This is a genomic window from Sinorhizobium sp. CB7, from assembly GCF_041357635.1.
Lineage (GTDB): Bacteria > Pseudomonadota > Alphaproteobacteria > Rhizobiales > Rhizobiaceae > Rhizobium.
This window is the reverse complement of record NZ_JAULLL010000014.1, coordinates 132,828-154,275: the sequence shown is the minus strand read 5'-3', so window position 1 is coordinate 154,275 and position 21,448 is coordinate 132,828. Positions and strand designations below refer to the sequence as shown.

Here is a 21,448-nt window from a genome sequence, read left to right as displayed (position 1 = left end):
CTCCCGCATGATTTCGGAGCTGCGTCATGGATAATGCTCGCTCGCCGCTACTGTATTTTTTCCTGGCAGCGCCGGTTTGTTATCTCCTGGCCTTTGTCGGCTTTCCGGTCGTCTACAATGTCATGATGAGCTTCCAGGAGGTCAATCTCGGCAACATCGTCGAATTCCTGCGCCCCTTTGTCGGGCTTGAGAACTACAGGACGGTCATCGCGGATCCGTCCTTCCAGAAGGTCTTCGTCAATTCCCTGCTGTTCGTCTGCATCAATGTCATCGTGCAGGTTTCGATCGGCCTAGCGGTCGCGATATTCTTCTCGCAGCAGTTCCCCGGAGCACATACGCTACGCGGCCTGCTGCTTGCTTCGTGGATGCTTCCGGCTCTCGTCGTGGGCGCTCTTTGGAAGTGGCTGTTCGCCACCGAATACGGTGTCGTCAACCACGTCCTCTCGGCACTCGGTCTCGTCGGCTCGCCAATTCATTGGCTTTCGGAACCGTCGGTGGCGCTGACCTCCGTCACGATTGCGAATATCTGGTTCGGCATGCCGTTCAGCATGATCCTGATTGCGGCAGCGCTCACCACCGTTCCGAAGGAGCACTACGAGGCCGCCAGCCTCGATGGGGCGGGCTCGTTCGCGCGTTTCCGCTACATCACCCTTCCAGCCATCACGCCGGCTCTCTTGGCTGTCGCCTGTCTCGTGACGATCTACACGATGCGCGCTTTCGACCTCATCTTTGCGATGACCCAAGGCGGACCGCTCGACGCCAGCAACGTGCTGCCGCTCCTTTCCTACCAGTTCTCGTTCCAGCAGTTCCAGTTCGGCATCGGATCGGCGATCGGCAGCTTCTCCTTCGTCATCGTATTTGCGGTAGCACTCATTTACGTGCGCACGCTCAAGAAGGAGGCCATCGGATGATCGCAAAGTCAAAGCGGCTCGGTGATCTGCCGTTCGGCGGCATGGGCCATACGGCAATCGCCCTGATCGGTGTCGCGCTCTACCTGTTTCCGATTTACTGGATGTTCACGTCAGGCCTCAAGACCTCAACCGAGATCTTCGCCAAGCCGCCAACGCTGGTGCCGAGCAATCCGACGCTGGATTCCTTCTACTACGTCTTCCAACGCGAGAACATCGGTCGATACCTTCGCAACAGTGTGGCGATCGCCCTTCCGGTGACGGTGCTGACACTGCTTCTTGGCTCCATGGGCGGTTATGCCATGAGCCGCCTGAAGTCGCGTCTCATCAATCTGGCTCTGGTTCTGGTGCTGATGCTTCAGGTCTTCCCCGAAGCGCTGCTGGCAACCCCGATGTTCATCATTTTCCGCTCGCTCGACATACTGAACACACAGGTCGCGGTCGTGCTTGCGACGACATCAAAAACACTTGCTTTCGCCCTGGTTATCCTGCGGCCGATGTTTCGCCAGGTTCCCTACGAACTCGAGGAGGCCTCGCGCGTCGACGGGTGCAATCAGTTCCAGACGTTCTGGCGCATCGTCCTGCCGATCATGAAGGTGCCGCTCATCGTGGTAGGCGCCCTCTCCTTCGTGCAGGCCTACGGCCAGTTCGTCTACGCGCTGACTTTGCTGAGCGAACAGGAGCTCCAGCCCGCGACCGTCGGCATCTACAGCTTTGTCGGGGCGGAATACGCGGATTGGCATCGGGTAATGGCCTTTTCCTCGGTCTTTGTGCTTCCGATCCTGGCGGTCTTCCTGCTTCTGCAGCGACAGATCGTTGCCGGTCTGACCGCCGGCGCTCTGAAATAACAGGCGGTTCATGATGAAGAGACAGGCCGCCATTTGGAATCGTCACGTCGCGGCAAAACGGCATGACAATCGATCGAGACCTTGGGAGGGGTAGTATGGCTGAAGTTGATATCCGCAATGTACAGAAGACCTATGGTGCGCTGAAGGTGATCCATGGCGTCGATATCCAGGTCAATGACGGCGAGTTCGTCGTCTTGGTCGGTCCGTCCGGCTGCGGAAAATCGACGCTGCTGCGCATGATCGCGGGGCTGGAAAACATCACAGACGGCGAGATCCGCATCGGTTCGCGGGTAGTCAACAACCAGCCTCCCAAGGAACGCGATATTGCCATGGTGTTCCAGAATTACGCGCTTTACCCGCATATGACGGTCGCAAACAACATGGCCTTCTCGCTGATGCTCAAGAAGGCGCCGAAGAGCGAAATCAACGCGAAGGTCAACAGAGCGGCCGACATTCTCGGTCTTTCGAAACTTCTCGAACGATACCCGCGTGAACTTTCGGGCGGGCAGCGCCAGCGCGTCGCCATGGGCCGCGCGATCGTCCGCGATCCCCAGGTTTTCCTTTTCGACGAGCCGCTGTCCAATCTGGACGCCAAGCTGCGCGTTTCGATGCGCGGCGAAATAAAAGCCCTCCACCAGAGGCTGAAAACGACCACCGTCTACGTCACGCACGACCAGATCGAAGCCATGACGATGGCCGACAAGATCGTCGTCATGCACGACGGTATCGTGGAGCAGATCGGTGCACCTCTCGAACTTTACGATCGCCCGGTGAACCAGTTCGTTGCCGGCTTCATCGGCTCGCCCGCCATGAACTTCCTGATGGGCAGCGTCGAGCCCGACGGCTTCCGGACTACCGATGGAATTCTCCTTCCCCTCAAATCTGCGCCGCCGGCGGCAGCGGGACGACCGGCCGTGTACGGGGTTCGACCGGAACATTTCGTTCTGAGCGAGGAAGGTACGCCGGCCACGGTCCTGGTTGTCGAGCCAACCGGATCGGAGATGCAAATCGTCGGGAAACTCGGAAACCAGGAGGTGATCTGCATCTTCCGGGAAAGGATCAAGGCCCGTCCAGGCGACACGATCCGCATCATGCCCGATTCGGCCCTGGTCCACATCTTCGACGAGAAGAGCGGCAAGCGTTTGTGAGCATCCGGAGAAAGGGGGCAGCATGAGCCTGAAACGCATCTATATCGCAGGCACCTGCGACACGAAGGGGGACGAGCTTGCCTATGTGAAGCGGCAGCTTGCGCGGGGCAATACCCTTCCGCCCGTCCTGGTGGACGTATCGACCGGCGAACCGGGAACGGGCTCTGCCGACATCAGCGCCGCCGAGGTGGCATCCTGCCATCCTCAAGGAGAAGCCGCTGTCTTTACGGGCGATCGTGGGCGCTCGGTGAGTGCGATGGCGGAGGCGTTCGAGCGCCTTCTTCTCTCGCGCGACGACATCGGCGGGGTGATTGGTCTTGGCGGCTCGTCGGGCACCGCCCTGATTACACGCGGCATGCGAGCCCTTCCCATCGGGTTGCCGAAGCTGATGCTTTCCACGGTCGCCTCCGGCAACGTTGCCTCTTATGTCGGGCCGAGCGACATCTGCATGATGTATTCCGTCACCGACGTTGCGGGCCTCAACCGCATCTCGCGCGCAATTCTCGCCAATGCGGCACATGCCATTGCCGGCATGGCGAGCGCCTCGGTGGATGTCAAGGAAGACAAACCGGCGATCGGACTTTCGATGTTCGGAGTGACGACCCCATGCGTCACGCAAATCGTCGACCGTCTCAAGCAAACCTATGATTGCCTTGTGTTCCATGCGACCGGAACCGGCGGCCAATCCATGGAAAAACTTGCCGACTCCCATCTGGTGAACGGCATTCTGGATATTACCACGACAGAGGTTTGCGACCTCCTGATGGGTGGGATCTTCCCCTGCACCGAGGATCGTTTCGGCGCCATCGCCCGCACTCGGCTCCCCTATGTCGGCTCATGCGGTGCGCTCGACATGGTGAATTTTGCCGACAGGCAAACCGTTCCGGATCTTTATCAGGACCGAAATCTCTATGAGCACAATCCGCAGATTACACTGATGCGGACGACGCCCGATGAGAACGCCCGCATGGGCCGCTGGATTGCCGACAAGCTCAATGCCTGCGAAGGCCCGGTGAGATTTCTGATCCCTGAGGGCGGCGTGTCGGCACTCGACGCGCCCGGCAAGCCGTTTTGGGATCCGGAGGCCGACGCGGCCTTATTCGCGGCGATCGAAAACACTCTTCGAGCGACCCCCAAACGGATTCTGCTCCGCCTTCCCCATCATATCAACAGCCCGGAATTTGCAGACACAGCAGTTGCAGCATTCCGGAATATTGCATCCGAGGCTTAAAATGGCGCGTATCGAACGGACGACGTTGCTGAAGCGGTTTCATTCGATGATTGCAGACGGTATCCCGATCATCGGAGGGGGTGCCGGAACCGGGTTATCCGCCAAGTGCGAAGAAACCGGCGGGATCGACCTCATCGTCATCTACAATTCGGGCCGCTATCGCATGGCCGGCCGAGGGTCGCTTGCGGGAGTGCTGGCCTATGGCAACGCCAATGAAATCGTCATGGAGATGGCGCGCGAAGTTCTGCCCGTGGTCTCGCACACGCCGGTCCTTGCCGGCGTCAACGGGACCGATCCGTTCTGCAACTTCGATTATTTCCTCGATCAGGTGAAGGCGGTCGGGTTCTCCGGTATCCAGAATTTTCCGACGGTCGGTCTGATTGACGGCGTGTTCCGCGCCAATCTCGAGGAGACGGGGATGAGCTACGGGCTCGAAGTGGATATGGTTCGCTTGGCCAGGAGCAAGGACCTTCTGACGACACCCTATGTCTTCGACGCGGACCAGGCCCGGATGATGGCCGATGCCGGCGCCGACATCATCGTGGCTCATATGGGCCTCACGACGGGTGGTTCGATCGGCGCCGAGACTGCCATGACGCTCGACGAGGCGGCGGAGCGCGTGTCTGCCATCGCAAAGGCAGCCCTCGCCGTTCGCGACGACGTCATCGTGCTCTGCCATGGCGGCCCGGTTTCGGCGCCCGAAGATGCCGCGTTCATCCTGGAGAGATGCCGGGAATGCCATGGCTTCTATGGCGCCAGCAGCATGGAACGCTTGCCGACAGAAATCGCCCTTGTGGAGCAGACGCGGCGCTTCAAGGACATCAGGCGCTAGATCAGGATGATTTCAGGCCCAATCGGCCTGAAATCTGAGAGTTAGAGCGGGATTTCAGCCAACCGCTCGCACTTTTCGGCATCCCGCTCTAGCGCATCCGACGACGGACACATGCTCGGCAGAGGAGGTTTTCTCGGGCAAGCGATCCGCCACCAAGAAAAACGCTTAGGACCGAACAATCCAGGAAACCGTCCTGCGATCGGCCAAAATTCGATAGAAAAAGCACGGAGGAATAGAATGGCAAGAGTTTACGTAAGCGGCATCATCGACGCGCCCGTTGACAAGGTCTGGGCCTATGCGCGTGACTTCAACGGCCATGGCGAATGGCACCCGCTGATCGCCGAAAGCGTCATCGAGGAGGGTCGTCCGAGCGATCAGGTCGGCTGCATTCGCAACTTCAATCTGACTAACGGGGGTAATCTGCGGGAGCAGCTGCTGTCGTTCAGCGATCTCGATCGTTCCTTCACCTACAACATCCTCATCTCCCCTATGCCCATCCAGAACTATGTGGCGACATTCCACTGCATGCCGGTCACCGAGGGCAACAGGACATTCGTGGAATGGCATGCGACCTTCGATGTGTCGGAGGAGCATGAAGCCCGTATCAGTCAGCAGGTGGGACGCGACACATTCGCCGCCGGCATCAAGGCGCTCGAGGAGGCCATCGGGACGCGCTAGGACGATTATTCGAACGGCGTTGCCTCGCAAGAACGCCCATCTCGCGAGGCTGACCTGCTGCCGTCAATCGCTTTCCTTGAGCCGCGTCAGATTGTACTGGCACATTTTATTGTACAGCGTCTTGCGGGAAACGCCGAGGAACTGAGCCGTTGCGCCGCGGCGAAAACGGTTACGTCGCAGACCATCGAGGATCCAGTCGCGCTCGGAGGCGAAGGCCGACGCCGGAAGGGCTTTTCTCGCCGGCACCAGTGCTTCCAACTGCAGAGGCGAGATGACATCGCCGCCGGCACTCAGCGCCGCCGTCTCGAGCACTGTTTGCAGCTCGGCGATGTCGCCCGGCCAACTATATTCGAGCAACAGCCGGTACGCACTCGGTTCAAGCGTCAGGTTGGGCCTTCGCGTGCGCAGCCTGATCTTTGCAAGAGCAGTCTCGATCAGGATCGGAAGATCCTCCAATCGCTCGTTGAGCGGTGCGAGAACGATCGTTGCGAAGCCCGACTGCTCGAAAAAGCTGCGCGCCGCCGCCGTATTCGCATGCGCAGGGTTCATGATGGCGATAAGCCGGACGTCGGTTGCTCGTGACGTTTCCTCCCCGAGCCGGCGTATTCTGCCTGTCCTCACCACTTCGGCAAGCGCGTGCTGGAGATCGAGAGAGAGCATTTCCACGTCATGAAGAAGGAGAGTGCCCTTGTGGCCGACCTCCAGCCATCCCAGCCGGGCCTTGACGAGGTTGGGTACGGCACCCGGAAGGCCGCCGAAGAGTTCCAGCGCTTGAGTGGCTTCCGTCTTGCCGCCGAGGTTCACCAGGACGAGGTCACGATGACGCCGGGCGCTTTCCGCATGCAAGGCCTCGGCGACCTCACGTGCGCCGCTCCTCGGCTGGGCGACGATCAGCACAGGCAGGTCCGTCATCTGCAGGCGGTGATAGATGGCCTGCAGCTCGGCGGCCGCGTCGGATCGGCCAAGCAGAGGTGACGGCAACGCGTTGCCCAACCCGTTATGTTCCAGCCGTTCAACGCGATCCCGCAGGCTCTCGATCGTCTTGAAGCTTGCGGTGACGATCTCGATCGCAGTCTCCAGAGGCACGCGGTCGATCGTCGAGCCGCCGATATAGCCGTCGACCCTGGCGACACGGCAGAGTTCTTCGAGGTGGCGCGGGCTGACGATTGGACCGCCCTCCACCATGCATAGGGTGTGGGGGGAAATAGCGCGGATGCGACGTACCACGGAAGCGACGTGAAGCGCAGCTTCCTCGATCCGAACCTCCGTCGATACACCGGCGACGCCGCCCTTGTTCCATCCGAGATCGACGTTGACGACATCCACCGGAATGGCGGCAGCGCGCTCCGCTTCCGCCCCGGTATGGACATAGGCGATGGTGGCGAGCCCCGCCGCATGGGCGAGCGACAGCATTTCGAGCTCACGCGAAAAACCCAGCCCCGCATCTTCCAGCAGATCGCGGAACTCGGGATCGAGAAGGATTGCGGTCGGGAAATTGGCTATGCCGAAAAAGCCGTGCTCGATGACCTTGTCGACGATGTCCTGAAGGTTGCCTCTCGGATCGAAAGCGGAAGCGCCGAAGAACACGGGAACCGTCGCCCTCGGCAGGATTTCCCGATTGGCGAAATCCATGACGAAGCCGTTGCATTCGTGGATCGGCAGCATGGCGACGAGTGAGGATTCACCCATGCTGCGGATACGCCCGGCGCTAAGCGCCAGCAGAAAGTCCGCGCCGCCGCGAACAGCAAAGTTGGCCGCCATCCCGGTTCCGATGGCGGCCCCGACGAGAAAACCGCTGCGATGGCCCGGGCGGATACGTGCCCGGAGGGCATTCTTGTCAGCCCGGTTCCTCGGTTCGTTCATTAGGAATGGCGATCGATAAATTCTGGCACGTTTATGACGCTACCGGTCCTCTGGCTCTCGATTGCCGAAAAGATCAACGCACTGGCCTGCACATTGGCCTCAACGTTCGTTTCCATTTCCGGCCCGCCATCCAGCCAATGGCAGAACCGTTCGATCAGCCAGGTATTCAGCCATTTCGGCTGAGTGATCAGCTGGATCTTCTGCCCCTTGCCCTCCCGGCTGCGCTGGCGCTTCAGCGCCTGCCGCTGGAATACCTCGATCTCGCGATTGTTGAGGATCGCGGTTCCTTCTTCGCATTCGACCCGCACATATTCGAAATACCAGTCGTTCATGCCGACGGCCGCGCTGGAAGAACCTTCGTAGATACCGCGTACGCCGTTCTCGAACGTCATCACCACGATACCGTCGGTATCACCGGCATATTCTGCCCAGCTCGGCTTCCAGGTCGAGGCGTACATGGTCTGGCAGCGCGAACCTGCGAAATCGGCGACGATATCGAGATGGTGAACCGCCCCCTCGATCATCAGCGGATCCTGCATCGTATGCCGGAACAAGGCGCCCCAGCCCATGTGGGAGCGCATGTCCGCCATATAGCGGCAGCTGACCGTGTTGACCTTGCCGAGCCCTCCGGATCGGATAATCGATCGGAGGGTCGTCTTGTCCTGGTCGAAGCGATGGCTCATTGTCACGGCCATCTTGCGGCCCGCGGCCTTGACTTTGCGGGCGACGCGAAGCGATGCGGCCATCGTGTCGGCGATCGGCTTTTCGCAGAGAATGTCCACCCCATGCGCAATGGCGATATCGACGATACGCTCATGATAGTTCGGCGGCACGACGATGGTGCAGAAATCGGCGTCGTTCTCGGCGAAGGCTTTTTCCGGATCGGTGTAGCAACGGTTCTCGGGCAGGCCGAGCGTGCGGCGCCCAAGTTCCAGAGCGGCTTCATCGACATCCACGACCGCGACGACCTCGACCGTGCCATCGGCGATATTGGCGGCAAGAAATTCGGAACACCAGCGTCGGCCAAACGTCCCCACGCCGACATGAATCAGTCTCTTCGGCATATCATACCCTCTCCCGTTTCGGTTCGGCTTGGCCATGGGTGTGGTTCCATAGATGTCCGACGCGTTTTTTTCCCTCGAGCGTGGTCTCGAAATATACGGCCTTGATAGGCTCGGCAGCATTGGGAAAGTCGTGGTGGTGTCCCATGCCGATAGGGACGCAGTCGCCGGGGCGCATCGAATAGTGCGTACCGCCAACGACGGCTTCCCCTGTCCCTTCCAGCAGGATCCAGTACTCGTCGCAATCGTGATAATGCGAATCGACCGAGGTCTGCTTCGGATAGGAAACGGGGTCGCCCTTGTTCACCCAGTCGGGCATGTTCTGGGTACGGAATACCCCACATCCCCCGAGCTCACTCCCCCACCGCCCAATCAGCCGGACCGCCTGGGCGCCCTCCGATTTGCCGACAACCTTGTAGGCCCTACCCTCCGGAAGATCGGTAAACTGCGCTTCCTTAAGCACTTGGGAGCTGCTGTCGGTCAGGATCTGACACGTCCCATTGGTGATCAGGAGACGGTCGCGGGTGCCTTCTGGCGCGCAGGCGACGGTTTCGCCGATCGCCAGATTGTAAATATAAAAGGTCCTGAGCTCGCACCAATGCGGTGGCGTCTCGCCGCTGCGGAACAAAGTCACAATTTTCCTCCCGGTTCACTCGACTCCTGAGCAATTTTTTAGAATTGTTACCCTGCAAGCATGATAGGAAAAGACAATTCATTGCCCCCCTGTGTGTAAAATTGGGTATCCGCGCCGATGAAACCCTCCCGTTCCGCCCGCACCATCACAGCGACCTGGCCGCCAAACGGCCCCAGCGAGCCTGAGGTTGAGTGGATATTCTGCCCATGGCTCGAAGGCCTGCCGCACAAGTCGAGCCTTTGGATCGCCTCGCTTCCCATTCATGATGCGAATGCCGTGCTGCTCGACGCGATCGCATCCCAGCCCTTTCGCAGCGCACCGCGGAAGCCCGACTTTGTCGGTGCATGTCTCGTCGATCCGTTCCGACAACTGGACAAGCTCTTTTCCAATGTCATGGCCGCCGGAATTTCGGGGATGGTCAACCTACCGACAACCGGTACCTTTCGAGGGTCGATGGCGCGCGCGCTTGACGATCTCGGGAGCGGCATGAATCGCGAGATAGCCATGCTGGCATTGGCACGGGACCGCGGTCTTCGGATCGGTGGCGTCGCGACGGTGCCGGAGATCAGCGCCAAAATGGTCGAGGTGGGATGCGAATTCGTCCTCGATCTCAAAAGTGGAATAGCAGACCGCAATATTCCCCTGATTTCCCCGGCCGGTCGGTGAGACATTGATAGTGACCCTCTCTCCACCGCCTTTCTATCGGTTACATCGCATGGAAACCAATTCCTGCAGCTTGCCTCTGGAAGGCTCTTCTGTGCTTCTCTTGCCCGTCCTTCATTCCGCCTAGTAACGACAACGCCCTGGCGCAAAGGCTTGAGCCGTTGCGAGACCAATGTCTGTTGGGTTTTATTTAGGAGCGATCGTTTCCGATGATCCATTTGGGTGGACAGTGATGAAACAGGAAGGCCTCAGGTAAGAAAGGCGTTTGTTGACGCGCCAGTTTTCACAGATCAAGCTTTCCGCCAAACTAGGCCTGTCAAACCGCACGATAGAAGCCACATCTTTTCTTACACCACCACGCGCTCTGTCCTCAGCACGTAGTCGCCAATGTGTCCACTATTGCCGTCAGTTCGCGGGCGAGATTAGCCGATACGATGCTGAGAAACCCAGGTCACGTAGCCCCACACCTGGCGCGCCTTACACGTATGTGACGCCAAGCATTTTTTGTCGGTGTTCGGCCTTGAGACGTTGCGCGAATTGCCCGATTTTGAGCGGTTGGAGGACGCGGGCTGCTCAGCCGGCAGGCGCTTGAGCGGGGCGCGATGCCCACCCGATAAGGCGATTGCTAACGCATGACCATCATGCGTTGGAGCGGTCGGTCAATCCAACCCTTCAATTAGCATGACGCGACGTACGGCGGGACGAGACATTATCTTGCCCATAAGGCGTGTCCAAGCGCGCCAACGACCAGCCATTGAAAACCCGATGCGCTCTCCCCAAAGCCAGAACACGAGAAGATAGATGTCAGCAAGGCTGTATCCTGATCGAACCGTCCACTCTCGTTGATCTGAAAGGCGTTCCTCGATCCGGTCGAAATGATCTTCAGTCGTCCACCAGCCTTTTGTGACCACCTCGCGATAAGTGTTGGGATCGAGGGCAAAGCGATCTGGGTGCCACACCTGCTCGAACGCCGCCCCTGAGACCTGAATGGATAACCAGCTCAGCCATTCCAAGCATTGCGCCTCTTCATACGGGTTATGAAAGAAGGGCAGCCGCAGGAGCCTCAGCGGAGCGGGCCGAAGGCCGAGGCGGGACCGACTGCCGCCGCTCTTGCGCTCCGCTTGCCAAGGAACGCGTGGGAAGGTTGGCGTGACGGAAATCCGTGATATGCCACTGCCGTCGAGCGCCTCTGATCAGCCGCCGTCCTGGAACTTCCTTTCCATGGTGTCGAGAACGTCTTCCGGAGTGACATCCTCCTTCAGCTCCTCGATCTCCTCCTTCTGGTCCAGATCGACACCGAGCTTTTCGGCGATTGCGGAGGCGATCGTCAGGAGCTGGGTCGCCTCGTGCTCTGCGAGCAGCGATATCTGCAGGTTCAGGTCAGCGCGCTTGTCGTCGGCTTCGGCCATCCTGTTCTGGCTGATCATGACGAAGGTGGAGATGAAGATGGCCTCCACCGATGCGACCATCGCCAGGATCACGAGCGACGGGTCGAACGCCGGCACGACCGGCAGCAGACCAATGTTCGCGATGATCCACGCGCCAAAGACGATCGCATGGATGTAGACGAAGGTCATGGATCCAGCGAAGCGGGTGATGGCTCCTGCAACACGATCCTGCAGCGAAGCATGCCGCACCTCCTCCTGCCGTCGTTCCAGCAAGGCCTCGATGTTTCGGTCGAGGCGCCTGGAGACGGTCGAAGAAGTAGCTGAAGACGACATTGGCATGGCTGGGCTCCTCGCCTGACGGTCTGAACTCCAGCCACACAGCTTGGTTCCCTGCGCGCTGCGCCCGTTCGCTTCCTCAGCCATCGAAAGCCCGCATCTCCCCTCGTCCATCCACGCGAGGAGCCGCTCGCTCGTCTTGTACTGGAGCGGCGCACCTCGCCTACTTGTTCTCGGACGCGACCTCGCCGGGCTTGAAGCTGCCCGGCCCGTTTCCTCCTGAGGGAATGACGTCGGACGTGCTTCCGCCTTGCCCTTCCTCGCCCGAGGGCGGTGTGACGCCGCCGCCATGGTCTGACGACCACGTCTGCGGAAGCTCGCCGGCTTTCGCCCGCGCCTCGTTCTCAGCCTCGCGCCAGTGGCGTTCGTGCTGGCCTTCCGGGCGGCCTTCGGCCTCCCACTTGGCGTGCGCCGCCTTTCTGATTTCTTCTTCGCTCATTGCGTCCTCCATTACCGGCACTAACCTCGGAGCCGGTCCGCCTCTCCTAAGTCAAGGCGCCCGACAAGGTTCCCTTCTCGGCGTGACGACAGAAAAAATCTGCCGTCTTAGTGGAGCAGGCCCTCGTTCTTTCGGATGTTCAGGAGGTGCATGAACATGATCCCCTGCTCGAGCAACAGCTCGGCCACCTTAAGGTCACGCACGGCGAGATCGGTACTGCCGCGAAGGCTGCATGCAAGCGACAGCGAATTCGCAACTGCACGCGCGTCGCCTTCCTCCCCGGCCTCGTCTGCGGCGGCCTCCAGCGCGTCGGCAACGGCCGACATCAGGTCCGCCCGCTCCCGCACATTCATCTCCTTCAGACTCTTCGAAACATGCATAACGTCTCCTTTGCGCACGGGAACTCATGGCGAGTAACGCAGGCGCATCGTTGGTTGGAAGTCGTGGAAGTGGTCACGTCTGATATGGCTATGGAGTCCGGACCATGCAAGACATGGGTTCCATCTGTATGCGGTGTCGAGCGACAAACTGTTCCACATCGGCATGGCTGAAACGCGAGGCCTGGACCTTTCACACTGATTTCAGAGTTCGGTTCTGCGAAGCAGATAATCAAGACCTCCGACCCGGAACCATTTGTAAGCATAGGCTTCCAGAAAAAGGCAGTGCTCGCCGTGATCGTCGGCCTCGCTGTTCGTTCCATCTGCGATGTCAATCAGTATGCGGCCAAGATCACCGATTTCGGGATTGATCCTTGCCTCTACCGGCCGTGAATTCAAGTTGTGAACGATCAGAACGGAGTTGTTTCACCAGTCGTAGCGGATGACCAGGACACCATCGTTGTCTGTTTCAAGGCAGGCGTACCTTCCCCAACCGATCTCGGGAGCTTCTTTTCGCATCCGGATCAGCCGCTCCGTCCAATTCAGCATGGAGTCATTGTCGCGCCGCTGGTCGGCAACATTGATGTGCTGGAAGCCATAGGGGCCCTCTGCGATCACAGGGACAACAGGCTTATCGCTCTTCGTAAAGCCCGCCTGCGGTTCCGTCGACCATTGCATCGGCGTGCGGGCGCAGTTTCGTTCTGGAAGGCCGAGATCGTCCCCCATGCCAATCTCGTCACCGTATCGCAGCACCGGCGTGCCTGGGAGCGAGAACATCAAGCTGTACGCAAGGCGAATTCTTGCCGGGTCTCCATCGACCATTGGAGCCAGGCGTCGCCGAATGCCACGATCGTAGAGCTGCATGTTCTTCTCGGGGCCAAAAGCGGCGAAGACGGCGTTGCGCTGCTTGGGGGAAAGTCGACCGAGATCAAGCTCGTCGTGATTTCGCAAGAACAGTCCCCATTGCGCCGTCTCGGGTCGCGTGCGGGTGGCATTGAGCGCTTCGACGAGAGGGCCAATATCTGCGCTGGCGAGCGCGTAAAAAAGCGTCTGATTGACCTGGAAATTGAACATCATATGCATTCGGTCGCCGTCGTCGCCGAAATAGTCGAGATCGGTCTCGGGCAGAACGTTGGCTTCTGCAAGAATGATGGAATCGCCCTGACGCCATTGCAGAAACTCTCGGAAAGTCCGCAACATTGCAAAATGTTCGATTGGCTTCCTTACCTCCGCCCCCTTTTCGGCAATCACGAAAGGCACGGCGTCCATACGGAACCCTGAAACACCAAGTTGGATCCAGAAGCCCATGATCTTGAGGATCTCGGCTTGCACCTGCGGATTGGCAGTGTTGAGGTCAGGCTGACATTCGTAAAACCGATGGAAGTAGTATTCCTTCGCCTTCTCATCAAAGGTCCAGGTAGTTTTCTGCACACCGGGAAAGACCATTCCCTGGTCGGCGTGATCCGGCTTCTTCTTTGACCATACATACCAGTCACGATAGCGCGATTTTGGATCGCGGCGGGCCTCCTGAAACCAAGGATGCTGGTCCGAAGTGTGGTTGACGACCAGGTCGATCAGCACGCGGATGCCGCGTTGCTTGGCGCCGTGCGTGAATTCGACGAAATCGCCGAGGGTGCCGTAGCGCGGATCGATGTTATAGTAGTCCGTCACATCATACCCGTCGTCTTTGCCGGGTGACGATTGGAAGGGCATCAGCCAGATGGCTGTGATCCCGAGACCAGACAGATAATCCAAGCGCCGCATAAGGCCTTGAAAATCGCCGACGCCGTCGCCGTTGGCGTCCATGAAGGTTTCCACGGACAGGCAGTACACGACGGCGTTCTTGTACCAGAGGTCATTGATCATGATGGTCTCCGAATATTTCGAGTGACAATTGCGTCGCTGCTGACTTTGTTCCCATCGGCAGGTTCGGAAACCGTCGCCGCGATAGTTCCGCCAGGAACATCCAGCACCTCCGGTCGTTTGCGGATCAGAAGGAGTAAGGAGGAATCCAATGAGCGATCTGCACAACGACAATTCGATGCCTTTCGCCGGCGGCCGCGGCCAGAGCACGCTGACGGCCTTCTTCGACAGCCAAAGCGATGCCGAGAGTGCTATTGAGCGGCTGAAGGATGCAGGTGTCACGAACGTGCGACTTATGCCCGGATATGAGGCTGACAGCGACAAGGCGGAAGTCGTCGGCCACGACCGAGGGGGCTTCTGGGCGAAGCTTGGAGACTGGCTGCTTCCGGAGGAGGATCGGGCCCTATATGCTGAGGGCCTGCGCCGCGGTGGCTTTCTGGTATCTGCCGACGTGGACGACGCAACCTACGACACGGCCCACGACATCCTTGATGACGAAGGCTCCATCGACATGGACGAACGTGCGGACGTCTGGCGTACGGAGGGCTGGAACGCGCGAAAGTCGAACGAGCCCGATGCTGATACCAGCCGGGTCGGCGGGATAAGGGATGCTGACCGCGCCCTGCAGGCCGGCGCCGCGAGTGATGACGTTTTCGCCGCAGATGCCGCAGGATCGGCCACCTCAATCGGCAGGTATGCCCGGAGAGCCAGCGCACGTTCACCCAGAGTTCGCGCCTACGACCTTGAGGAAGATGTGCCGCTCGATCAGGATTTGCGGGACGACATACTTCCTACGGAACATCAGCGCACAGTGGATGAGGCATCCGAGAATCTCGTTGAGCGCGATCTTGGACAATCGCAGGAGCTGGAAGAATTGCGGCAGGAGCAGAGCTTCCCGCGCAATCGGTAGGAATTTCTGCAATGGACGACATAGGGGGTTACCATGATCCGCCAGTTGAAATCCGGCGAGTATCGTCTCTACTCGCGAAAGGTAGATCCAAAGACCAAGAAGCGTAGGAATCTCGGCACGTTCAAGTCACGTGAGGAAGCCGAGAAGCACGAGCGCGAGGTGCAGTACTTCAAGCGCCACTAGCCCAAATTCATTGATGCGCCTTGAGCGGCAGCGTGCATCACTAGCCAGTATGCGTAAGCGATGATGGCGTATTCAGCAGCCGGCTAGCCCAGCTAAAGAGCGCCCGCCCGACTTCAGATCGGAACGCCGGCTTCCTAACCGATGGGGGCATATGCAAGACGCGCGCCGCCGCCAAAGCCCGAAACTGCTTTCATATGCCGGACGCCGTGCGCGAGCGGCGCCGCTCATTTGGACAATGACGAACTTTGATCAACAATCCGATGATCCTATCGATCATCGATATTCTGCTGGAACAGGAATCGCCAAAGAACGTTCTGTCCTGCGTCCAGGAGCCAATCATGCCAAAGTATCTCGATCGGAAGCCCGGCGATGTGCCACCGGCACCAGATGTCGTTACACGAATCCGGAGCAATCCCCGGCTGAAGGCAGTCCTGTGGTCCCTATCGGTCGCAGCGGCCATTCTGACGCTTATCGCGCTGTTTGCTTCCCGAGAGCTATAAAGCCCGTCGACAGTCGGACGGAGATCATGTTTGCGGAAGCCTGACCTGTCGATCGACCAAATATCAAGTCAAGCGACTTAATATCAAATCAACCGACATGGCGGGCCGGCGCGATGACGCAGAAAGCTCGCGGCATAGTCATTGCTGAACCTGTCGACATGGATGATGAAGAGGCCTGGCACCGATCGAAATGATTGCGCCAGCGTTCGGCGATATCACACATCTGAAGCAGGCCCAGGCGCCCGACAAGGTTCCCTTCTCGGCGTTATCCGAGAAAGAATCTGACGCCTTAGTCGAGCGGCCAACCTACAAGAGAGCGGTCTTCGACGCTCTTCTATCGTTAGGGCCGCGACGCAAAGGCTCAACACGATGGATTTACACGCAACCGCTCTCAATCGCCGAGGGACATTTTCTCAGGCATTCGGCCGATAGTCTCTCCGGCTTCTCGGTTGTGGAGATCGCCGGCTTCGTCGCCGCATCCAATGGGCGCACTTATTTTTCGAGAGCGACGGTCCGCCGCGACTGATCTCCTATAAACCTTCCGGTCTGCTGCGCCCCCATTGCATCTCGTCGACATCTTAATCCTTCAAGCGCGGAAGCCCCCTAAGTTCATAAGGATTTGGCGCGCAGCATGACGTTGGGATCCGCGTGCGCTCTCGTTTGATTTTGTCTAACCGTGTTTGTACAGTGTGATCATCAAAGGAGCGATTTGCCTCTTTTCAACACGCACTTGTACAGGATACACAAATGAAGGGGGTGCAGGTAAAAATGGCGCGGGCAGCGCTCGGCTGGGGTGTACGTGACCTTGCTGCCAAAGCCGGCGTGACCGCCAATACGGTCAATCGGATAGAAAACGGATCCGATGCAAAGCAGTCGACGATGGATGCCTTACAGCGAGCTTTGGAAAGCGCTGGAATCACCTTCCTCGACGGCAGCTATTCTGGCGCCGGCGGACCTGGAATACGTCTTACCGCGCCTGTTGGCACCTCGATCGATGTCGACGAAAGTCAGACGCTTCAGTATCCTGAAATGAAGAATGCGGGTCCAGGCAGCGGTGGCTAGAAGGAGAACGCCATGAACAAGCCGCCCGCAGCCTTCACTCCAGAAGAACTAGAACAGCATCGCCTGCGCGAACTCGCCGACGCTGCTGACAATCACGAAGTCACGATAGACGAGTTGAGGGACCGATACGCGCCAGGATCCTTCGGGTGTCATGAAGCCCTGCAGATGGCCTCCGTGTTTACGGAATCGGTTTATCGGCATCTGCGCTCTCACCCCGCTATCTTGGCGAACCCAGACTGGTATCGCCTCGCGTCTGAAGGGCAGGTGCGCTTATTCGAATTGTACCAGTCGATTGCGGACGCGCATCTGGAACGAGGTAGGCGGTCCTGGCCTCGCCGAGCGCTTTGCAAGCTCGACAAATGAGCAAGATTGCCAAGGGCTCGATCCAAAGTAGCTCCGGATGGGAGTCCCGCCCCCAAATAGCCGAAGTGCAGACGCGTGAGTGATGCCTGAAGGGCCAACTTTTGGTCGTTCAGGCAGTGTCTTTGGCGGCCTTCGACAGGCGCTGGTAATCCAATCGGAATCGGTCGACACCTTCGGCCACAGCAGTGCCAGGCAGGGCTCAATCCTGGGCGGCCTTGCGTCGCGCGGCAATTGCGGCTCTGCAGGATCGCGTTGCCTTTGCGGCCGCGTCCTGATCGGCACTGTGTCTTCGCTAGAGCCGGATGATTTCAGGTCGAATCGACCTGAAATCTGAATCCGTCTCTACATCAAAAAGTTAGAGCGGGATGTCGCCCGAAAACCGCGCACACTTTTCGGCATCCCGCTCTAGGAGAGGCTTAGACCGAGTTGGATCATAGAATGTAAGTCTGCGCCGTCGCTCACCGGAACAAATAGTGATCTGCACGGTTTTCATTTCACGGATTGTCAAGCGATCCCCAAAAGAGGAAATCACCCCATGAAAACAATAATCTTGGCTGCCGCCGTACTTGGCGCGTCAGCGTTGGCTACCCATGCGCAAACGGCGAAACCACCAACGTCGGAAGGCAACACGCCGGCAATCGCAACGCCAGACAGCACAAATCCGACCGCTCCAGTAGAAGGCGCCAATAGCTTCACCGAGAGCCAGGCCAAGGAGCGGATCGAAAAGGCGGGATACTCGGATGTCACCGGCCTGAAACTTACTGACCAGGGCATCTGGCAGGCAACGGCGATGAAAGACGGCAAATCCGTCTCGGTCGGTTTGGACTACCAAGGCAATATTGTCGCTCAGTAGCGCATCGACAAAATAGGAGAACAGTATCATGCGAACTGTAACAGGACTTTATGATGATTACGAAGACGCTCGACTGGCGGTCGACGAGCTCGAGGCTGCCGGTGTTCCGTCGAACGACATCAGCATCGTGTCTAACAATGTTTCCGGCGACCGCTCCAATGCCGCCGAGGGCGCAGGTACTGGCGCCGGCGTGGGTGCAGTCGTTGGCGGCGCTGGTGGATTGCTGACCGGACTCGGTCTTATGGCCATTCCCGGCGTCGGCCCTGTGGTTGCTGCCGGCTGGCTGGCTGCGACCGCAGCTGGTGCAGCGGCGGGCGCCGTTGCGGGTGGCGCGGCGGGTGGCATCATTGGCGCTCTGACTTCGTCCGGAGTGCCCGAAGAAGACGCCAATCTCTATGCCGAGGGAGTGCGTCGCGGCGGGACGTTGGTCACCGCCAGAGTGAGCGACGATTTCGCCTTAGAGGCCGACGCTATCTTGAAGCGGTCGAACTATGTAGACCCGTATGAAAGACGCCGCGCCTATACCGAGGAAGGCTGGACTCGTTTCGACCCTACACTGGATCCCTATAGTTCTGCGGACATCGATCGAGAGCGTGACCGTTGGCGGCAACCGCTGCCATAACATAAGTTGACGAAGGGTCGTTGCTCCCCGGCCCTTCGAAACCCACGCGCCAACCGTCCGAGCGCGCCGCGAACCAGCTCGTCATGATCGTGGAATCCACCCATGATGCGATCATCAGCAAGGACCCGATGGACGAGGAACTTGTTACAAGCGCCGTCTCCTAGTCGGTCTCACAGCCCGCCGGGTCGCCGGCCGCGGAAACGCTAAGAGTTGCCGACATTTCGGTTGGTCGGAAGGGTAGCGAAATTGGGAACATCTTCAATTTCAGCCAGCATGCCTGCCTTCTTTACGAAGCGCCGGAAATTTTCGCGGACAGCTGCTATCGGGAACCTCCCGCACGCAGCCTCGCGGCACTTCGTAACGAGCGTCTCATAGGACAGATCCCTCCGCCCTTCCGGCCATTCCTCCAAAAGGTCAAAGACGTCGTCGAGACATCCGATCTCTTGCATGTAGTTCTTCTGCTTGATGTAGATCGGCCGTTCAAACAGATTGAGCGCCATTTTTACCTCCTGTCTTGGCTCATCGGGATTGAAGCTGACCAAAAAATTAGTCGTTGAAGTCAAGATCTTCAAGATGATCAAAGCCGCCGCTGGGCCTGCTCACTCGCGCGATCACAGGTCGGACAATTGAGGTGGCCAGTCCCGATGGAGCGTGAGGATCCCGACTGTATTCATCGTCACATTGATATCGACGGCCGCCACGACGGCCATCCTCTCGTCCTGTCTTAGTGCAAGAGTATAGTTGGCCTGACCAACGGGCTTGCCTCCGTTTGGCGCACGGCAGCGCACGCTTCGTTGAAAAGAATGCGCGAACAGCGGACGGTGGCGGTGTGTAGGGATTGGGTCTATTCTATAAGACCGGGATTGGTTACGCCCTTCTTCTCGGGCCGCCGGCGGGTTGTCCTGGCGGCCAAGTCCGACGCTAAAACACCACCACGTGGGGCAGGTTTAATAGAGGAAGGTCGATGTCTTCACCACAGCAGTCCTCAATTGGAAACCGCATTCTATCGTTGCTGCCCCAGCGGGAGTTCGATGAAGTCTCGGCGCACCTCCTGGCGGTCGACATTCCGCGCGGATTCCTCATGGTCGCCGCAAATAGTCCAATTGAATACGTCTATTTTCCGTGTTCCGGGATTGGCTCCGTCATCACGGTTTCGCCAGAAGGCAATCAAGCCGAAGGGGGATTGTTCGGGCGCGACGGGTTTGCCCCGACATCGGCTGCCGTTGGCGCCGATCGTTCTCTTCCAGAGGTCTCTGTCCAGGTTCCCGGCCAGGCCTATCGCTTGACCCGCTCTCGCTTTCTTCGACTCATGGACGATAATCCGGAATTTTCCAAATTGCTTCACAGAGCAGCACAGGTGCTTGCGACACAGGTTTCCTTTACTGCTCTTTCAAACGCAGTCCATGAGATCAGCGAACGGCTGGCACGTTGGATCCTGATGTGCCACGACCGCGTTGATGGCGACCAGATAGCCCTCACACATGAGTTCATCGCGATAATGCTCGCTGTCAGGCGGCCCAGCGTAACAACGGCCCTGCACGTCCTGGAGGGCAACGGCTTCATCCGATCGGAACGCGGCAACATCATCGTGCGCAACAGAGAGGCGCTGGAAGAATTCGCCGCGGACGCCTATGGAAAGCCGGAGGAAGAATATCGGCGGCTGATCGGACCGCTCCGCTGACGTCTTACCCTGACATTGTTTTGGCAAATCGCGTAGGGCGTCGTTCAAAGCTGATTTCTCAATTCTTCCGTCCGTACGCTGACGTACAGCAACCATTGATGTTGCCGCGGGTTCTCCTGACATCGAACGAGGACGATGCCATGCCCCAACCCGCAGTATCAAGCATGAACGAAGCCCAAAGAAAAGCGATCGAAACAGAGATCGTCGCATTGACACCCGCGCTGAAATGCTTCGCGCGTAGGTTCCACAGATCGGAAGACGACGCGGATGATCTTGTGCAGGAGACCTTGCTGAAGGCCTTGGCCTCTATTCATCTTTACGCGCCCGGCACCGCCCTGAGGTCGTGGCTGTTCACCATTATGCGCAATTCGTTTTGCACAAAATATAGGAAGATGCTGCGCGAACCAGTCGGACCAGACCGTGACTTCCAAGATGTCTCCACTCCACCTACACAGGAATGGTCGATCCGGCAGAATGAACTTCGCAGCGCGTTAGGACGAATGCCGGCACCTCGGCGCCGTGCTTTGGTACTGGTGACACTCGGCACGAGCTACAAGGAGATAGCCCAACTGTGTGGTTGCCGTATCGGGACAGTAAAAAGTCGCGTCAATCGAGCACGGCGCGATCTTTTGACAGAGCTTGGCTCTCGTTGAAGATTAAAGTTCGACACGGCTACTTTTTCACGCTCTTACGCGCAATTTGGAAGGGTTGCGATGGTTCGATATCGAAAGGTTCTGATCGTCAATCGACGATGCCGAATGAGCCGCCTCGCCGCTCCTTCAAACGATGCTGACGACCTATCCGCCGTTTCAGCGCGTGCCTTCCTAGCCCTTCGTCCCGGTCAAGGGCAGTTTGCGAATGCTTCTGGGGGCTTCAGGATTGGCCTCCGTCGGTCTTGAAATGCTCGCAGGTTGCCTGAAAACCCCTTCTGTAGCTGCAACGCCATTCGATGGTTTCGTCTGGCAGCGTACGGTTGGCGTCCGATTGTCTTATTTTATTTTTTGC

General features: G+C 58.6%; 24 protein-coding genes and 1 pseudogene. 16 read left to right on the top strand and 9 right to left on the bottom strand.

The genetic code is table 11. The features are described 5' to 3' along the window. Nucleotides 1–26 precede the first annotated feature (26 nt). From AAE029_RS25060 to AAE029_RS25035, 6 genes are all read left to right on the top strand, one after another. Nucleotides 27–911 (top strand): carbohydrate ABC transporter permease, encoded by an 885-nt coding sequence (locus AAE029_RS25060; RefSeq protein ID WP_371075616.1) that lies wholly within the window; start codon nt 27–29, stop codon nt 909–911. Further along, nucleotides 908–1,756: a carbohydrate ABC transporter permease gene (locus AAE029_RS25055; protein WP_371075615.1), complete on the top strand. Its 849-nt coding sequence runs from the start codon at nt 908–910 to the stop codon at nt 1,754–1,756. Before AAE029_RS25060 ends, AAE029_RS25055 begins: the two co-directional genes overlap by 4 nt. Before the next feature lie 95 nt (nt 1,757–1,851). Further along, nucleotides 1,852–2,904, top strand: a complete 1,053-nt coding sequence (locus AAE029_RS25050; RefSeq protein WP_371075614.1) for an ABC transporter ATP-binding protein — start codon at nt 1,852–1,854, stop codon at nt 2,902–2,904. Between the two features lie 28 nt (nt 2,905–2,932). Then, entirely contained in the window at nt 2,933–4,135 is a 1,203-nt protein-coding gene (locus AAE029_RS25045) for a Tm-1-like ATP-binding domain-containing protein (protein ID WP_371075654.1), read from the top strand. A gap of 1 nt (nt 4,136) precedes the next feature. Further along, complete coding sequence (locus tag AAE029_RS25040; RefSeq protein ID WP_371075613.1) at nt 4,137–4,967, top strand: phosphoenolpyruvate hydrolase family protein; 831 nt, start codon at nt 4,137–4,139, stop codon at nt 4,965–4,967. Nucleotides 4,968–5,204: 237 nt separating this feature from the next. After that, on the top strand, nt 5,205–5,645 hold the full coding sequence (locus tag AAE029_RS25035) for an SRPBCC family protein (RefSeq protein WP_371075612.1): 441 nt from the start codon (nt 5,205–5,207) through the stop codon (nt 5,643–5,645). 63 nt (nt 5,646–5,708) lie between these two features. Here the strand turns inward: AAE029_RS25035 and AAE029_RS25030 are convergent, their stop codons facing one another. From AAE029_RS25030 to AAE029_RS25020, 3 genes are read right to left on the bottom strand one after another with little or no spacing between them, the layout of a single operon-like run. Continuing rightward, nucleotides 5,709–7,508: a phosphoenolpyruvate hydrolase family protein gene (locus AAE029_RS25030; protein ID WP_371075611.1), complete on the bottom strand. Its 1,800-nt coding sequence runs from the start codon at nt 7,506–7,508 to the stop codon at nt 5,709–5,711. Next, nucleotides 7,508–8,572 (bottom strand): Gfo/Idh/MocA family protein, encoded by a 1,065-nt coding sequence (locus AAE029_RS25025; RefSeq protein ID WP_371075610.1) that lies wholly within the window; start codon nt 8,570–8,572, stop codon nt 7,508–7,510. Before AAE029_RS25025 ends, AAE029_RS25030 begins: the two co-directional genes overlap by 1 nt. Before the next feature lies 1 nt (nt 8,573). After that, on the bottom strand, nt 8,574–9,203 hold the full coding sequence (locus AAE029_RS25020; RefSeq protein ID WP_371075609.1) for a cupin domain-containing protein: 630 nt from the start codon (nt 9,201–9,203) through the stop codon (nt 8,574–8,576). Nucleotides 9,204–9,320: 117 nt separating this feature from the next. Between AAE029_RS25020 and AAE029_RS25015 the strand changes: the two genes are divergently transcribed. Beyond that, nucleotides 9,321–9,869: a phosphoenolpyruvate hydrolase family protein gene (locus AAE029_RS25015; protein WP_371075608.1), complete on the top strand. Its 549-nt coding sequence runs from the start codon at nt 9,321–9,323 to the stop codon at nt 9,867–9,869. 656 nt (nt 9,870–10,525) lie between these two features. On the opposite strand, the gene AAE029_RS25010 is transcribed toward AAE029_RS25015, so the two are convergent. The 5 genes and pseudogenes from AAE029_RS25010 to AAE029_RS24990 all read right to left on the bottom strand — a co-directional run bounded on the left by AAE029_RS25010 (nt 10,526) and on the right by AAE029_RS24990 (nt 14,272). After that, nucleotides 10,526–10,879: a glutathione binding-like protein gene (locus tag AAE029_RS25010; protein ID WP_371075607.1), complete on the bottom strand. Its 354-nt coding sequence runs from the start codon at nt 10,877–10,879 to the stop codon at nt 10,526–10,528. 180 nt (nt 10,880–11,059) lie between these two features. Further along, on the bottom strand, nt 11,060–11,593 hold the full coding sequence (locus tag AAE029_RS25005; protein ID WP_371075606.1) for a DUF1003 domain-containing protein: 534 nt from the start codon (nt 11,591–11,593) through the stop codon (nt 11,060–11,062). 160 nt (nt 11,594–11,753) lie between these two features. Next, the gene (locus AAE029_RS25000; protein ID WP_371075605.1) at nt 11,754–12,029 is read right to left on the bottom strand and encodes a DUF2934 domain-containing protein; all 276 of its coding nucleotides are present in this window, start codon (nt 12,027–12,029) and stop codon (nt 11,754–11,756) included. 107 nt (nt 12,030–12,136) lie between these two features. Further along, complete coding sequence (locus AAE029_RS24995) at nt 12,137–12,409, bottom strand: hypothetical protein (RefSeq protein WP_371075604.1); 273 nt, start codon at nt 12,407–12,409, stop codon at nt 12,137–12,139. Nucleotides 12,410–12,610: 201 nt separating this feature from the next. After that, nucleotides 12,611–14,272: pseudogene (locus AAE029_RS24990) on the bottom strand (alpha-amylase family protein). Between the two features lie 148 nt (nt 14,273–14,420). Between AAE029_RS24990 and AAE029_RS24985 the strand changes: the two are divergent. From AAE029_RS24985 to AAE029_RS24955, 7 genes are all read left to right on the top strand, one after another. Continuing rightward, nucleotides 14,421–15,179, top strand: coding sequence for a hypothetical protein (locus tag AAE029_RS24985; protein ID WP_371075603.1), 759 nt, complete (start codon nt 14,421–14,423; stop codon nt 15,177–15,179). Nucleotides 15,180–15,212: 33 nt separating this feature from the next. Next, a complete protein-coding gene (locus AAE029_RS24980; protein WP_371075602.1) occupies nt 15,213–15,362 on the top strand; it encodes a hypothetical protein in 150 nt (49 codons plus the stop codon). Between the two features lie 338 nt (nt 15,363–15,700). Then, a complete protein-coding gene (locus tag AAE029_RS24975) occupies nt 15,701–15,862 on the top strand; it encodes a hypothetical protein (protein WP_371075601.1) in 162 nt (53 codons plus the stop codon). A gap of 747 nt (nt 15,863–16,609) precedes the next feature. Beyond that, nucleotides 16,610–16,924, top strand: a complete 315-nt coding sequence (locus AAE029_RS24970) for a multiprotein-bridging factor 1 family protein (RefSeq protein WP_371075600.1) — start codon at nt 16,610–16,612, stop codon at nt 16,922–16,924. 898 nt (nt 16,925–17,822) lie between these two features. Further along, on the top strand, nt 17,823–18,140 hold the full coding sequence (locus AAE029_RS24965; RefSeq protein ID WP_371075599.1) for a PepSY domain-containing protein: 318 nt from the start codon (nt 17,823–17,825) through the stop codon (nt 18,138–18,140). A 28-nt stretch (nt 18,141–18,168) separates the two neighbouring features. Then, a complete protein-coding gene (locus AAE029_RS24960) occupies nt 18,169–18,762 on the top strand; it encodes a general stress protein (RefSeq protein WP_371075598.1) in 594 nt (197 codons plus the stop codon). A gap of 20 nt (nt 18,763–18,782) precedes the next feature. Further along, a complete protein-coding gene (locus AAE029_RS24955) occupies nt 18,783–18,926 on the top strand; it encodes a hypothetical protein (protein ID WP_371075597.1) in 144 nt (47 codons plus the stop codon). 39 nt (nt 18,927–18,965) lie between these two features. Here the strand turns inward: AAE029_RS24955 and AAE029_RS24950 are convergent, their stop codons facing one another. Then, nucleotides 18,966–19,262: a DUF982 domain-containing protein gene (locus tag AAE029_RS24950; RefSeq protein WP_371075596.1), complete on the bottom strand. Its 297-nt coding sequence runs from the start codon at nt 19,260–19,262 to the stop codon at nt 18,966–18,968. Between the two features lie 464 nt (nt 19,263–19,726). On the opposite strand from AAE029_RS24950, the gene AAE029_RS24945 reads away from it, so the two are divergent. Together AAE029_RS24945 and AAE029_RS24940 are read left to right on the top strand one after the other, a co-directional pair. Continuing rightward, a complete protein-coding gene (locus AAE029_RS24945; protein WP_371075595.1) occupies nt 19,727–20,443 on the top strand; it encodes a Crp/Fnr family transcriptional regulator in 717 nt (238 codons plus the stop codon). 164 nt (nt 20,444–20,607) lie between these two features. After that, a complete protein-coding gene (locus tag AAE029_RS24940; RefSeq protein ID WP_371075594.1) occupies nt 20,608–21,096 on the top strand; it encodes a sigma-70 family RNA polymerase sigma factor in 489 nt (162 codons plus the stop codon). Nucleotides 21,097–21,448: the final 352 nt, after the last annotated feature.

Bases quoted from the DNA above. Each gene is read 5' to 3' on its own strand.
- AAE029_RS24975 (WP_371075601.1), top strand. From the start codon at position 15,701: ATGCCAAAGTATCTCGATCGGAAGCCCGGCGATGTGCCACCGGCACCA.
- AAE029_RS25055 (WP_371075615.1), top strand. From the start codon at position 908: ATGATCGCAAAGTCAAAGCGGCTCGGTGATCTGCCGTTCGGCGGCATG.
- AAE029_RS25015 (WP_371075608.1), top strand. From the start codon at position 9,321: ATGAAACCCTCCCGTTCCGCCCGCACCATCACAGCGACCTGGCCGCCA.
- AAE029_RS24980 (WP_371075602.1), top strand. From the start codon at position 15,213: ATGATCCGCCAGTTGAAATCCGGCGAGTATCGTCTCTACTCGCGAAAG.
- AAE029_RS25005 (WP_371075606.1), bottom strand. From the start codon at position 11,593: ATGCCAATGTCGTCTTCAGCTACTTCTTCGACCGTCTCCAGGCGCCTC.
- AAE029_RS24960 (WP_371075598.1), top strand. From the start codon at position 18,169: ATGCGAACTGTAACAGGACTTTATGATGATTACGAAGACGCTCGACTG.
- AAE029_RS24940 (WP_371075594.1), top strand. From the start codon at position 20,608: ATGAACGAAGCCCAAAGAAAAGCGATCGAAACAGAGATCGTCGCATTG.
- AAE029_RS24965 (WP_371075599.1), top strand. From the start codon at position 17,823: ATGAAAACAATAATCTTGGCTGCCGCCGTACTTGGCGCGTCAGCGTTG.
- AAE029_RS25060 (WP_371075616.1), top strand. From the start codon at position 27: ATGGATAATGCTCGCTCGCCGCTACTGTATTTTTTCCTGGCAGCGCCG.
- AAE029_RS24950 (WP_371075596.1), bottom strand. From the start codon at position 19,262: ATGGCGCTCAATCTGTTTGAACGGCCGATCTACATCAAGCAGAAGAAC.
- AAE029_RS25035 (WP_371075612.1), top strand. From the start codon at position 5,205: ATGGCAAGAGTTTACGTAAGCGGCATCATCGACGCGCCCGTTGACAAG.
- AAE029_RS24970 (WP_371075600.1), top strand. From the start codon at position 16,610: ATGAAGGGGGTGCAGGTAAAAATGGCGCGGGCAGCGCTCGGCTGGGGT.
- AAE029_RS25000 (WP_371075605.1), bottom strand. From the start codon at position 12,029: ATGAGCGAAGAAGAAATCAGAAAGGCGGCGCACGCCAAGTGGGAGGCC.
- AAE029_RS25025 (WP_371075610.1), bottom strand. From the start codon at position 8,572: ATGCCGAAGAGACTGATTCATGTCGGCGTGGGGACGTTTGGCCGACGC.
- AAE029_RS25030 (WP_371075611.1), bottom strand. From the start codon at position 7,508: ATGAACGAACCGAGGAACCGGGCTGACAAGAATGCCCTCCGGGCACGT.
- AAE029_RS24945 (WP_371075595.1), top strand. From the start codon at position 19,727: ATGTCTTCACCACAGCAGTCCTCAATTGGAAACCGCATTCTATCGTTG.
- AAE029_RS24995 (WP_371075604.1), bottom strand. From the start codon at position 12,409: ATGCATGTTTCGAAGAGTCTGAAGGAGATGAATGTGCGGGAGCGGGCG.
- AAE029_RS24985 (WP_371075603.1), top strand. From the start codon at position 14,421: ATGAGCGATCTGCACAACGACAATTCGATGCCTTTCGCCGGCGGCCGC.
- AAE029_RS25050 (WP_371075614.1), top strand. From the start codon at position 1,852: ATGGCTGAAGTTGATATCCGCAATGTACAGAAGACCTATGGTGCGCTG.
- AAE029_RS25040 (WP_371075613.1), top strand. From the start codon at position 4,137: ATGGCGCGTATCGAACGGACGACGTTGCTGAAGCGGTTTCATTCGATG.